We start from the raw sequence: 11362 nt of genomic DNA, 5'->3' as shown, positions 1-11362 counted from the left end.
GTGGCAATCATGAAACAGCTTCGCTTGGCAATACTCGCGGCGGGTCTCGTCGCCGCGGCGTCCTTCGTTCCAGTCGCGTCGGTACAGGCGCAGGCATTGGGCGGCAATAGCGGCCAGACGGTCGACACCATCGCCGCGGTGGTCAACAACGGTGTCATCACGCAGCGCGAGCTCGACGAGCGGGTCGGTCTGATCGCGCACCGGCTGAACCAGCAGAACGCTCCGGTGCCGCCGACGGACCAGTTGCGCCAGCAGGTGCTCACGCAGATGGTGCTCGAGCGCATCCAGCTGCAAAAGGCCAAGGAAGACGGCATCAACATCGACGACGCAGCGGTGCAGCGCACGCTCGAGCGTCTCGCGCAGGCGAACAACATGCCGCTCGCAATGTACCGCGCGCGCATCGAGGCGCAAGGCGTGCCCTGGGCCACGTTCTCGAACGACGCGCGCACGGAGCTGACGCTGTCGCGTCTGCGCGAGAAGGAAGTGGACAGCAAGATCACGGTGACGGACGCCGAGGTCGCGAACTACATCGCCAGCCAGCGCGGCCCGGGCGCCGGCCAGACGAGCGACCTGCACATGCAGCACATTTTCGTGAGTGCGCCGCTGAACGCGCCGGAAACCGACATCGAGGCGGCGCAGAAGAAAGCCCAGGGGCTGCTCGCCGAAGCGAAGGGCGGCGCGGATTTCGCCAAGCTCGCGAAGGCCAATTCGCAGGCGCCGGACGCGTCGAAGAACAGCGGCGATCTCGGCTTCCTCGCACCGTCGAAGCTGCCGCCCGAGTTCGTGAAGGCGGCCTCCACACTGCGTCCGGGTGAGATCAGTCCGGATCTGATCCGCACCAACGACGGCTTCGAAATCGTGCGTCTGGTCGAGCGCCGTGCCGGCCAGGGCAGCAGCGCGGATGCGCCGAAGCTCGTGCAGACGCATGTGCGCCACATTCTGCTGCGCGTCGGCGACGGCCAGTCCGAACCGCAGGCACGCCAGAAGCTGATCGACATCCGCAATCAGATCGCCGCGGGCGGCGACTTCGCGAAGTTCGCGCACACCTACTCGCAGGACGGCTCGTCGTCGCAAGGCGGCGACCTCGGCTGGATCAGCCCGGGCGAGACGGTGCCCGAGTTCGAGCGCGCGATGAACGCGCTGCAGGACGGCCAGATCAGCGAGCCGGTGCGCAGCGAATACGGCTACCACCTGATTCAGGTGCTCGGCCGCCGCGATGCGGAGGGCTCGATTGCGCAGCAGATGGATCTCGCGCGTCAGGCCATCGGTCAGCGCAAGGCGGAACAGGCGTACGCCGACTGGCTGCGCGAGTTGCGCGATACCGCGTACGTCGAAGTGAAGCCGACCACGGCGAACGTGCAGTAACCGGAGCCCATGCCATGACGAGCGCTGCTGAGCCCACCCACCGCCCGCTGCAGATCGCGATCACAACCGGCGAGCCCGCCGGCGTCGGTCCCGAGCTGACCGCGCAGGCGCTGGCGGGGGCGGCGGCGCACTGGCCTCACGCACAGTTCACCGTGCTCGGCGATGCGCAATTGCTCGTTGAGCGGGCGCGCGCGGTCGGCGTCGATTGGGCCGCGCTGCTCGCGCAGGGTCCGCGCGTGCGGCTCGAACCTCACCCGCTCGGCGCGCCTGCACAGGCAGGCAAGCTCGACGCCGCGAACGGCCGCTATGTGCTCGATCTGCTCGATGCGGCGATCGACGGCGCAGTGGCCGGCAGGTTCGACGCGATCGTCACCGCGCCGCTGCAAAAAAGCACGATCAACGACGCCGGCGTGCCGTTCACCGGCCACACCGAATATCTGGCCGAGCGCACCCATACGCCGCGCGTCGTGATGATGCTCGCGGGCACCGGCAAGCGGCCGCTGCGCGTCGCGCTCGCGACCACGCATCTGCCATTGAAGGACGTGTCGGCGGCCTTGACGATCGAAAGCCTCGTCGCGACGCTGCGCATCATCGATCACGACCTGCGTCATCACTTCGGTTTGCCCGCGCCGCGTATTCTCGTGACGGGGCTCAATCCGCACGCGGGCGAAAACGGCTACCTGGGCCGCGAGGAAATCGACGTGATCACGCCGGCGTTGCAGCAGGTGAACGGCGAGGGCATCGATGCGCGCGGTCCGTATCCGGCCGACACGCTGTTCCAGCCGCGTTATCTCGACGAAGCCGACTGCGTGCTCGCGATGTTCCACGACCAGGGCCTGCCGGTGCTGAAATTCGCGACGTTCGGCGAAGGGATCAACGTGACGCTCGGCCTGCCGATCATCCGCACCTCGGTCGACCACGGCACTGCGCTCGATCTGGCCGGCACCGGCCGCGCCGACGCGGGCAGCCTGATGGCCGCGATCGAGACGGCTGTTTCGATGGCGCAGCACCGTCGCGCGGGCTGACGCGCGGGCGACGTGAGCGCTTGCGATGCGCTTGACGCGCCGCGTGGCGTCGTATTTCCATACGTGACCTCGTTCATTCTCAAGCAGTTTTCTTTCTAGCGTTTCTTCGATGTCCACCAGCAGACAGCAAGGCCGGCACCAGGGCCATCTCGCGCGCAAGCGTTTCGGTCAGAACTTTCTGGTCGACATGGGCGTGATCGATTCGATTGTCGACGTGATCCGGCCGCAGCGCGGCGAGCGCATGGTCGAGATCGGTCCGGGCCTCGGCGCGCTGACCGAGCCGCTGATCGAGCGGCTCGCGACGCCCGAGTCGCCGCTGCACGCCGTCGAGCTCGACCGCGATCTGATCGGCCGTCTGAAGACGAAGTTCGGCGACCTGCTCGAACTGCACTCGGGCGACGCGCTCGAGTTCGACTTTGGATCGCTCGCGGCACCGGGCGAGAAGGCGTCGCTGCGCATCGTCGGTAATCTGCCGTACAACATTTCGAGCCCGCTGCTGTTTCATCTGGCGACCTTCGCGGATCGCGTGATCGATCAGCACTTCATGCTGCAGAACGAGGTGGTCGAGCGGATGGTCGCGGAACCGGGCACGAAGGCGTTCAGTCGCCTGTCGGTGATGCTGCAATACCGCTACGTGATCGACAAGCAGCTCGACGTGCCGCCCGAGTCATTCCAGCCGCCGCCGAAGGTCGATTCGGCGATCGTGCGGATGATCCCGTACGAGCGGCACGAAATGCCGGTAGTCGATGAAAACGTGCTCGGCGACGTAGTGACGGCGGCGTTCTCGCAGCGTCGCAAGATGCTGCGCAACACGCTTGCCGCGCTGCGCGATACCGTCGATTTCGATGCACTCGGCTTCGATCTGCAACGCCGCGCGGAGGACGTGCCGGTTGCCGAATACGTGAGCGTGGCGCAGGCGGTGGCGGCGCGCTCGGCCGCGGCGCCGGAATAGCCTCAACGTTTGACGACGGCGGCGCGCCGCCGTCGAGCCGCTTATCGTTTTGCCGGCGCGTTGACGAGCGCGATACCGGTCAGCACCAGCAGCGCGGCGATCAGAAAGCGCGCGCTGAACGACTCGCCGAGCAGCAGCACGCCGAAGGTCACGCCGAACATCGGCGTCAGGAACGAAAACACCGACAGCCGCGATGCGATGTAACGCGTCAACAGCCAGAACCACAACAGATAGCTGACGAATGCGACGATCACAGCCTGATACGCGAGGCTCGCGAACGCGAGCGGCGTCACGCTTTCCACGCGCACTTCGCCGAGCGTGAGCGCCAGTGCGAGCAGCACCACCGCCGACACCGTCAACTGATAGAACAGCGTCTTGCTCGCGCTCGTCTGCGCCAGCCGCGAGCCGCGCACGACCACCGTGGTCGCGGCCCATGCGATGCCCGCGAGCACGCCGAGCGCATCGCCGGCCGCGCCCGCTAGCGTCGAGCCGTGGGCTACGCTTGCTGCCGCGCCGGCGTCCGGGTGCAGGAAGCCATCGGCGAACGCGAGTGCTATCCCCGCGAACGCGACGACGATGCCGAGCCATTGGATGCGCCGCATGCGTTCGCCATCGACGAACCAGTGCAGGCCGAGTGCCGTGAAACACGGCGCCGTGTAGAGAAACACCGCCATGCGCGACGCGCTAGTCAGCGTCAGGCCGAAAAAGATACAGACGAACTCGGCCGCGAACAGCACGCCCGCGAGCAGGCCCGCACCGAGCGTGCCGTCGTCGCGAAAGAGCGGCGCGCCGCGCGAGCGTGCCCATGCCCACACGAGCAGCGCCGCGATCGTCGAGCGCAGCCCCGCCTGAAAGACCGGCGGCACCGCGGCATTGGTGGTCTTGATCGCGACCTGTTGCAGTCCCCAGATTGCGCATAGGCCGATCATCAACAGGATCGCGAAGCTATCCGGCGCGCGGCGCGCGGGTAGGGCGGTGGTCGTGCTCATGTCGTGAATAGTCGGCTTTTTTTGATAGTGCCGGCGCGAGACAGGATTGCCGGGCGAATACGCCCGGCAGCAAATCCCCGGGTACAACGTGAAGCCGGTCTTTATGGTCGTTCTGGCGCCGCGCTCGAATCTGGATAGCGGGCGCATGCGTTTCCGAAAGTGTCCAGCGTGAACGGTTGAACTCGAGTCAGTCGACTCGTCCCTTCTTCTGGATCAGTTCGATCTTGTACCCGTCCGGATCGGCGACGAAGGCGATGACCGTCGTGCCGTGTTTCATGGGTCCCGCTTCGCGCGTCACGACGCCGCCACGTTTCTTCACCTGTTCGCACGCCGCATAGGCGTCGTCGACTTCGAGGGCGATGTGACCGTACCCGGTTCCGAGGTCGTACTTGCTCGTGTCCCAGTTGTAGGTCAGTTCGATTGCCGCGCCCTCGGATTCGTCCTCGTAACCGACGAATGCAAGAGTGAACTTCCCGTCCGGGTAGTCGTTCTTTCGAAGCAGGCGCATGCCGAGAACTTCGGTGTAAAAACGGATCGAGGCGTCCAGATCACCGACTCGAAGCATGGTATGCAGGATACGCATGAGTACTCCTTTGACAGTTTGTCGATAAATGCATTGACCTGCGTGAATTGTAAATGATTGCCTGATAGGTCGAGACGGCGCGGGCCAGCCCGGACAGGATGCGCCTCATGGAATCCGCTCGGACTTATTTCAACAAAAAGGTGTGGGCAATAAGGGTTTGTGTCCGGTTGCGGGTTCGATATTAGTGTCCAACACTCAGTATCAATCCGGTTCGTCAGATATCAGTCTGATATATCGGACAAACGGTGCGTGACCCGGCGAATTTTTTCAGGCATGCCGAAAGGCGCTGAAGCCGATATGTCCGCCCCGGAACTCTCTTCTCCGCTTAGGACCCCCGCCCATGAAGCTTGCCAATCGAGGCGCCAAAACCGCCCTTCTGTTCGCTGTTGCTGGATTGCTCGCAATCACTGGCTGCACCAAGGTCGCCACGCCGGAGCAGAGCGCGGCGGCATCTCCGTCGACGCTTCAGGGCGTGTTGCAGCGAGGCACGCTGCGCGTCGGGGACTGCCTCACGTTCGCGCCGTTCGGGTTCTATAACAAGGACGGCCAGCCGGACGGCTATGACGTGGACCTCGCGAAGGAACTCGCGAAGCAGATGGGCGTGAAGCTCGAGGTCGTGAATACGACGAGCGCCAACCGGATTCCGAATCTGCAGACCAGCAAGGTGGACGTCGTGTTCTGCAATTTCACGCGTAATCTGGAGCGCGCGAAAGTGATCGAATTCACGACGCCCTACGTGGTTGCCAGCGAAGCACTGCTGGTCAAGAAAAGCAGCGGCATTCAGTCGATCAAGGACATGGGCGGTCGCACGATCGCGACGGTCAAGGGCTCGACCAATGGCGATGAAGTTCGCTCGCTGAATATCCCCGTCAAGATCCAGGAATACGACAGCTCGCAGGCCGCGATACTTGCCGTCAAGCAGGGGCAGGCCGACGCGATGATCGAGGACAACAACTTCCTCGCGTATCAGGCCAAGCTCGATCCTGAGCTTGCCGTCACGAACGAAGCGCTGGTCCCGCTCGAATACAACGCGTTCGGCGTCAAGGCCGGTGATCAGGAATGGCTCAACTATCTGAATCTGTTCCTCTTCAACGTCAATGCGTCGAAGCTCAACGCGCAGCTCTACAACAAGTGGTTCGGCACCGATCCGCGCTATCCGCTCAATCCGCAGTTTTGAAGCGCGGCAGTGAAACCCGCACGATGGGGAGCATGAGATGAGTTACGAGTGGCTGACTTTGTGGGGCTACGTGCCCGAGTTTTTGAGCGCGAGCTGGCTGACGTTGCAGGTGACCGTGCTGGCCTTCGTACTGGCGCTAGTCCTCGGGTTGTTGACCGCGCTCGCCGGCGCTTCTCCGCTCGCACTGCTTCGGTGGATCGCCCGTGGCTACGTTGAAATCATCCGCAATACGCCTGTCCTCCTGCAGATTTTCATCGTGTTCTTCGGTCTGCCGTCCGCGGGTATTTCGCTCGACGCATACTGGGCGGGCGTCATTGCGCTCGGCCTCAATGTCGGTGCTTACCTGTCGGAAGTGTTCCGCGCCGGCATACAGTCGGTGCCGCGAGGCCAGCTCGAGGCTGCCGGCATTCTCGGCCTCGAACGCGCGCAGATCTTCGTCGAGGTCGTGCTGCCGCAGGCGACGCGCGCGGTCTATCCGGCCATCGTCAACTACCTGATCCAGTTGCTGCTCGGCACGTCGCTGCTGTCCGCCATTGCATTGCCGGAGTTGACTGGCACCGCGACCGTGATCAACTCGCGAACGCTTCTCTACCTGCAGACGTTCAGCGTGACGCTCGTCGCGTATCTCGTGCTCAGTAACGTGCTGTCCTGGCTTGCGGGCCAGCTCGGCGCGCGGATCTTTCATCCTCCCCTCGCCCTGCCGGCGCGCACCGGCTTCGGGACAGGCTTTCTGCGCCGGACGAAGCGGGCCTGATTCCCGGATTGGAGTTGGATCATGTCAGTCGAATTGCTGAAAACCAGTCTATCGATCCTGTTTCAGGGTCTGGTGACGACGCTGTTGCTCTCCATCGCGTCCATCGTGGGCAGCACGCTCATTGGCCTGTTCGCCGCGGTGTTGCGATCGTTCGGACCGTGGGGCACGGACCGCATCGCCAGACTCTATACGGAGCTGTTTCGCGGCACGCCGGTGCTGATCACGCTGATGTTGATCTATTTCGGCGTGTCGTACTTCGGTTATGCGATCGATGTGTTCGCTGCCGGCGCGATTGGCTTGAGCGTCTATCAGGGTGCCTATATCGCCGAAATTTTCCGCTCGGGGATCGAGGCGGTACCCAAAGGTCAATGGGAGGTATCGCAGATCCTCGGCCTCACGCGGGCTCAGGCGTTCTCGTTCGTCGTGCTGCCCCAGACTGGAAAGATCGTGTTGCCGCCTCTCATCGGTCAGTATCTGTCGCTCATCAAGGACACCTCGATCGTCAGCATGATCGGAATGTCCGAGCTGATGCACGGTGGCCAGGCGATCGTCGACCGGATCGGCAAGCCGGTGGAAATCTATGGACTCGTCGCACTCATTTACTTCGCCGTGTGCTTCCCGCTTTCGCAATGGGTGCGCCACCATGACCGCAGGAGATTGTCGTGAGTAACCAAAGCCAAACCAGGCCGATCATTTCACTGACAGGTGTCAGCAAAGCATTCGGTTCGACCAGGGTGTTGAACGAAATCAATCTCGAGGTCCGCTCGGGTGAAGTGCTGGTGCTGATCGGCGCGTCCGGCTCGGGCAAGAGCACAGTCCTGCGAATCATGGCGGGATTGGAGACCACCGATTCCGGCGAGGTCTGGGTCAACGAGGTGCCCTTGCATGATCCGCGTCGGGCACGGGAGATTCGTGGCCACGTCGGCATGGTCTTTCAGCAGTTCAATCTGTTTCCTCACAAGACCGCGCTCGGCAATGTCACGCTTGCGCTGATCAAGGCGCGCCGCATGAGTCCGGCCGATGCGCGCAAGCGCGCGATGGAGACACTCGATCGCGTCGGGCTCGCGGACCGCGCGGAACACTATCCCAGCCAGCTCTCGGGCGGCCAGCAGCAACGCGTGGCGATTGCGCGAGCGCTCGCGGTCGAGCCCGGCATCATGTTCTTCGACGAGGCGACGTCCGCGCTCGACCCGGAACTGGTCGGCGAGGTTACCGAGGTGATGCGCGGGCTTGCGCGCGACGGCATGACGATGGTCGTCGTCACGCATGAAATGGGCTTTGCCCGCAAGACCGCTGACCGCGTCGTCTTCATGGACAAGGGCGTCATCGCCGAGCAGGGGGATCCGGAGCAGATCTTCGTCAATCCGTCGAACGAACGCACCCGGCAGTTTCTGCATCGAGTTCTCGACCATTGACGGTCGGATCAACGCGGATCAACGCATTACGGAGTGAACGCATGGCTGTTACTGAATCGTCTCGGGCGAGAGGCGTGGACCGCGTAATCGCGATGTTCCGGCAATTGCATATCGCCCAACGCCCGCTGACGATGCGCGAACTGATCGAGGCAACCGGTGCGCCGCGATCGAGTATTTACGAGCTGGTCGCGATTCTCACGGAAGTGGGCTGGCTCGAGACCGCCACGGATGGCAGCGTGTTCTTTGGGCGCGAGATGCACTACTACGGGTCCGACTACGCAACGCACAACGATTTGATCAGCCGCGCGCATCAATCCATTCTGGGACTGGTGAGAAAGTACGACGAGACCACGCAGCTGTGCATGCTGGAAGGCAACAAGTACACGGTCGTGTTGTCCGAGCACAGTGCACGGCCATTCAACATCAGTTCGGACATCGGCGTGAGAGTGCCGATACCCTGGACCGCGACGGGACGTCTGCTGCTAGGTCACCTGAGCGCCGACGAGATCCGCGCGCTGATTCCGCCGGAAGACTTCGTCCTCGACAACGGGGCGAGCATCGAATTCGACGAATTCCTGAAGGACGTGCAGGCCGCGAAAGAACGAGGCTACTGCTGCACCGAAGGACTTTCGAACGCGTTCAGGCTTTGTATGGCAGCGCCGATTCGCGACCGTGCGGGACTGCCGATCGCAGCGCTATGTTTCATGACTGGCCGCGACACGAGCCCGGACAGGCGCGGCGTGATGCTCGACGATCTGTTGCAGTCCGCGAAAGCGCTCTCGCAGAGATAGCGCCCGGCCTCAAAGCGTCGGCAACAACTCCGGCGGATGCGACTTCAGTGTCTGACGCGCCTCGCGGAATTCGGGAAAAATCGATTCGACCGTCTGCCAGAAGCGCGGACTGTGATTCATCTCGCGCAGATGCGCCAACTCGTGCGCGACGACGTAATCGATGATCGATAGCGGAAAGTGAATGAGCCGCCAGTTCAGGCGGATCTTGCCGTCGCTCGAACAACTGCCCCAACGTGTCGCCGCCGAAGACAGCGCATACGAGCGATAGTTGACGCCGAGCTTCTGCGCGTAGATCGCGAGACGTTCGCCGAACAGCCGCTTCGCTTCGCCTTGCAGCCAGCCCTGCACGCGATCCTTGATCTGCTGCGGATCGGCTTGCAACGGCAGCGGCAATTGCAGCGCGCCGTGCTCGGCGCTGAACGCGAGCATGCCTTGCGGCGCGCCGAGCGTCACGCGCACCGGCTGACCGAGGTAAGGCACTTGGGCGCCATCTTTCCAATCGATCTTCGGCAACGCTCGCTGTTCGACGCGCGTTTGCCATTCGATCAGCTTCGTAAAAATCCAGCGCTGTTTTTCGGTGATCGCGGTTTCGATATCGGCGAGCGTGACCCAACGCGGCGCGGTGATGGTGAGGCCGGTGCTATCGATCGCAAAGCCGATCGAGCGGCGCGCGGAACGCTTGAGCGCGTAATGCAGCGTGCGTGAACCGATGGTGAGGCTGCGCAGCTTGCTGCCGTCCGGCGCGAGCGGCGCGACGGGCGGCCGGGCCGGCGCGGTGCCGGACGAGCCCGGCGTGGAAGGTGAAGGAGTCGACGACGTCGACCCCGGCTCGGCGAAGAGCGGGAGATCGAGCTGCCGGTTTTCGAGCGCCGCGGCGGGCTGCGGCGTGGGAGACTTCTGCATCGGCTTCGCTTCGCGCAAGACGCCCTCGGGCTTCGAGGGCGTGGCGCGTCAGATGGGAGCGGCGGCGGAGTCGTTAGCCGCCGCGCTGTAGGCAGTTGGATCGATGCGGCGCATTTCGGCTTCGATCCACTGTTCGACGCGCGTGTTCACTTCGTCGGGCGTGAGCCCCGTCGTTTCGATCGGCTTGCCAATCGACACCGTGACTATACCCGGATATTTCGTAAACGAGTTGCGCGGCCACACACGACCCGCATTGTGCGCGATCGGTACGACCGGAGCGCCGGTTGCGATCGCAAAGCGCGCGCCGCCGGTCTTGTACTTGCCCTGCTTGCCGGTCGGCGTGCGCGTGCCTTCCGGAAACATGATGACCCATGCGCCTTCGGCCATGCGCGCCTTGCCCTGGTTCGTGACCGATTCGAACGCGTACTTGCCTTCCTTGCGGTTGATGTGGACCATCTTCAGCATGCCGAGCGCCCAGCCGAAGAACGGCACATACAACAGCTCGCGCTTGAACACGTAGCACAGCGGGCGCGGCATGATCGCCGGAAACGCGATCGTTTCCCACGCCGACTGATGCTTCGACAGCAGCACGGCCGGGCCGTTGGGCAGGTTCTCGAAACCTTCGATGCGGTAGCGGATGCCGTTCAGGAAGCGCACCGCCCACAGCGTCAAGCGACACCAGCCGGCCGCCATCCAGTAGCGGTTTTCCGCGCGCAGGAACGGAAAGGCGATGATGCACGCGGTCGCGTACGGCACCGTGACCACAACGAAATAAATCAGCAGCAGCAGGGAACGGATAAAGCGCATCGGCGTGGTCGGTGAGGGTTGGGAGCGCGTGGTGCGCGTTTATTCCTGCGCGTCGGCGAGAAAGTCGAGCGCGAACGCGCGCAGGTCGTCGTGCACGATCGTGCCTTCGGGCAGGCCGCCCGCGGCGAGGGTCTTGCGGCCCTTGCCGGTCAGCACGAGGTGCGTCGGATGACCGAGCGCCGCGCCCGCTTGCAGATCACGCAGCGAATCGCCGACGGTCGGCGTATGCGCCGGATCGACCTCGAAACGCTCGGCGATCATCTTCAGCATGCCGGGCTTCGGCTTGCGGCATTCGCAGTGATCTTCCGCCGTATGCGGGCAGAAGAACACCGCTTCGATGCGCGCGCCGACCGCTGCCGCCATCCGGTGCATCTTCAGATGCATCGCGTTCAACGCATCCATGTCGAACAGGCCGCGGCCAATGCCCGACTGATTCGTCGCGATCGCGACGCGATAGCCCGCCTGGTTCAGGCGTGCGATCGCTTCCAGCGAGCCGGGCAGCGCAACCCATTCGTCCGGCGACTTGATGAACGCTTCGGAGTCGACGTTGATCACGCCGTCGCGGTCGAGGATCACCACTTTCTTGATCGGCATGGCGCGG

The 11362-nt window shown here is 63.6% G+C and carries 13 protein-coding genes; 8 read left to right on the top strand and 5 right to left on the bottom strand.

Annotated features, from left to right (window positions below; translation table 11 throughout):
* From VSR82_RS13095 to rsmA, 3 genes are all read left to right on the top strand, one after another.
* The gene (locus VSR82_RS13095) at window positions 1-1365 is read left to right on the top strand and encodes a peptidylprolyl isomerase (protein ID WP_368584495.1); all 1365 of its coding nucleotides are present in this window, start codon (window positions 1-3) and stop codon (window positions 1363-1365) included.
* 14 nt (window positions 1366-1379) lie between these two features.
* Entirely contained in the window at window positions 1380-2390 is a 1011-nt protein-coding gene (gene pdxA / locus VSR82_RS13090; RefSeq protein ID WP_368584496.1) for a 4-hydroxythreonine-4-phosphate dehydrogenase PdxA, read from the top strand.
* Between the two features lie 109 nt (window positions 2391-2499).
* Entirely contained in the window at window positions 2500-3342 is an 843-nt protein-coding gene (rsmA, locus tag VSR82_RS13085; protein WP_429460908.1) for a 16S rRNA (adenine(1518)-N(6)/adenine(1519)-N(6))-dimethyltransferase RsmA, read from the top strand.
* A gap of 41 nt (window positions 3343-3383) precedes the next feature.
* Here rsmA and VSR82_RS13080 read toward each other — a convergent pair whose 3' ends face one another.
* Together VSR82_RS13080 and gloA are read right to left on the bottom strand one after the other, a co-directional pair.
* Entirely contained in the window at window positions 3384-4331 is a 948-nt protein-coding gene (locus VSR82_RS13080) for a DMT family transporter (protein ID WP_498857734.1), read from the bottom strand.
* 187 nt (window positions 4332-4518) lie between these two features.
* The gene (gene gloA, locus VSR82_RS13075; protein ID WP_176122451.1) at window positions 4519-4914 is read right to left on the bottom strand and encodes a lactoylglutathione lyase; all 396 of its coding nucleotides are present in this window, start codon (window positions 4912-4914) and stop codon (window positions 4519-4521) included.
* A gap of 340 nt (window positions 4915-5254) precedes the next feature.
* On the opposite strand from gloA, the gene VSR82_RS13070 reads away from it, so the two are divergent.
* From VSR82_RS13070 to VSR82_RS13050, 5 genes are read left to right on the top strand one after another with little or no spacing between them, the layout of a single operon-like run.
* Window positions 5255-6091: an ABC transporter substrate-binding protein gene (locus VSR82_RS13070; protein ID WP_368584500.1), complete on the top strand. Its 837-nt coding sequence runs from the start codon at window positions 5255-5257 to the stop codon at window positions 6089-6091.
* Window positions 6092-6128: 37 nt separating this feature from the next.
* On the top strand, window positions 6129-6845 hold the full coding sequence (locus VSR82_RS13065; protein WP_368584501.1) for an amino acid ABC transporter permease: 717 nt from the start codon (window positions 6129-6131) through the stop codon (window positions 6843-6845).
* A gap of 21 nt (window positions 6846-6866) precedes the next feature.
* Entirely contained in the window at window positions 6867-7511 is a 645-nt protein-coding gene (locus tag VSR82_RS13060) for an amino acid ABC transporter permease (protein WP_429460904.1), read from the top strand.
* Window positions 7508-8260, top strand: coding sequence for an amino acid ABC transporter ATP-binding protein (locus tag VSR82_RS13055; RefSeq protein WP_309235086.1), 753 nt, complete (start codon window positions 7508-7510; stop codon window positions 8258-8260). Before VSR82_RS13060 ends, VSR82_RS13055 begins: the two co-directional genes overlap by 4 nt.
* Window positions 8261-8301: 41 nt before the next feature.
* Entirely contained in the window at window positions 8302-9051 is a 750-nt protein-coding gene (locus VSR82_RS13050) for an IclR family transcriptional regulator (protein WP_410848138.1), read from the top strand.
* 9 nt (window positions 9052-9060) lie between these two features.
* Here VSR82_RS13050 and VSR82_RS13045 read toward each other — a convergent pair whose 3' ends face one another.
* Genes VSR82_RS13045 through gmhB form a run of 3 tightly spaced genes read right to left on the bottom strand, consistent with a single transcriptional unit; the run spans window position 9061 to window position 11355 of the window.
* Window positions 9061-9954 (bottom strand): M48 family metallopeptidase, encoded by an 894-nt coding sequence (locus tag VSR82_RS13045; protein ID WP_429460901.1) that lies wholly within the window; start codon window positions 9952-9954, stop codon window positions 9061-9063.
* A gap of 48 nt (window positions 9955-10002) precedes the next feature.
* A complete protein-coding gene (locus tag VSR82_RS13040) occupies window positions 10003-10761 on the bottom strand; it encodes a lysophospholipid acyltransferase family protein (RefSeq protein ID WP_368584505.1) in 759 nt (252 codons plus the stop codon).
* A 39-nt stretch (window positions 10762-10800) separates the two neighbouring features.
* Entirely contained in the window at window positions 10801-11355 is a 555-nt protein-coding gene (gmhB, locus tag VSR82_RS13035) for a D-glycero-beta-D-manno-heptose 1,7-bisphosphate 7-phosphatase (protein WP_368584506.1), read from the bottom strand.
* Window positions 11356-11362: the final 7 nt, after the last annotated feature.

The organism is Burkholderia sp. JPY481, assembly GCF_038900515.1.
In the GTDB taxonomy this organism is placed as follows: domain Bacteria; phylum Pseudomonadota; class Gammaproteobacteria; order Burkholderiales; family Burkholderiaceae; genus Paraburkholderia; species Paraburkholderia youngii.
The sequence above is the reverse complement of the archived record's forward strand: the minus strand, read 5'-3'. Positions and strand labels throughout refer to the sequence as shown.

Coding starts and splice junctions, on each gene's coding strand:
- VSR82_RS13045 (WP_429460901.1), bottom strand. CDS start 9,954: ATGCAGAAGTCTCCCACGCCGCAGCCCGCCGCGGCGCTCGAAAACCGG.
- VSR82_RS13060 (WP_429460904.1), top strand. CDS start 6,867: ATGTCAGTCGAATTGCTGAAAACCAGTCTATCGATCCTGTTTCAGGGT.
- VSR82_RS13065 (WP_368584501.1), top strand. CDS start 6,129: ATGAGTTACGAGTGGCTGACTTTGTGGGGCTACGTGCCCGAGTTTTTG.
- pdxA (WP_368584496.1), top strand. CDS start 1,380: ATGACGAGCGCTGCTGAGCCCACCCACCGCCCGCTGCAGATCGCGATC.
- rsmA (WP_429460908.1), top strand. CDS start 2,500: ATGTCCACCAGCAGACAGCAAGGCCGGCACCAGGGCCATCTCGCGCGC.
- VSR82_RS13080 (WP_498857734.1), bottom strand. CDS start 4,331: ATGAGCACGACCACCGCCCTACCCGCGCGCCGCGCGCCGGATAGCTTC.
- VSR82_RS13040 (WP_368584505.1), bottom strand. CDS start 10,761: ATGCGCTTTATCCGTTCCCTGCTGCTGCTGATTTATTTCGTTGTGGTC.
- gmhB (WP_368584506.1), bottom strand. CDS start 11,355: ATGCCGATCAAGAAAGTGGTGATCCTCGACCGCGACGGCGTGATCAAC.
- VSR82_RS13050 (WP_410848138.1), top strand. CDS start 8,302: ATGGCTGTTACTGAATCGTCTCGGGCGAGAGGCGTGGACCGCGTAATC.
- VSR82_RS13070 (WP_368584500.1), top strand. CDS start 5,255: ATGAAGCTTGCCAATCGAGGCGCCAAAACCGCCCTTCTGTTCGCTGTT.
- gloA (WP_176122451.1), bottom strand. CDS start 4,914: ATGCGTATCCTGCATACCATGCTTCGAGTCGGTGATCTGGACGCCTCG.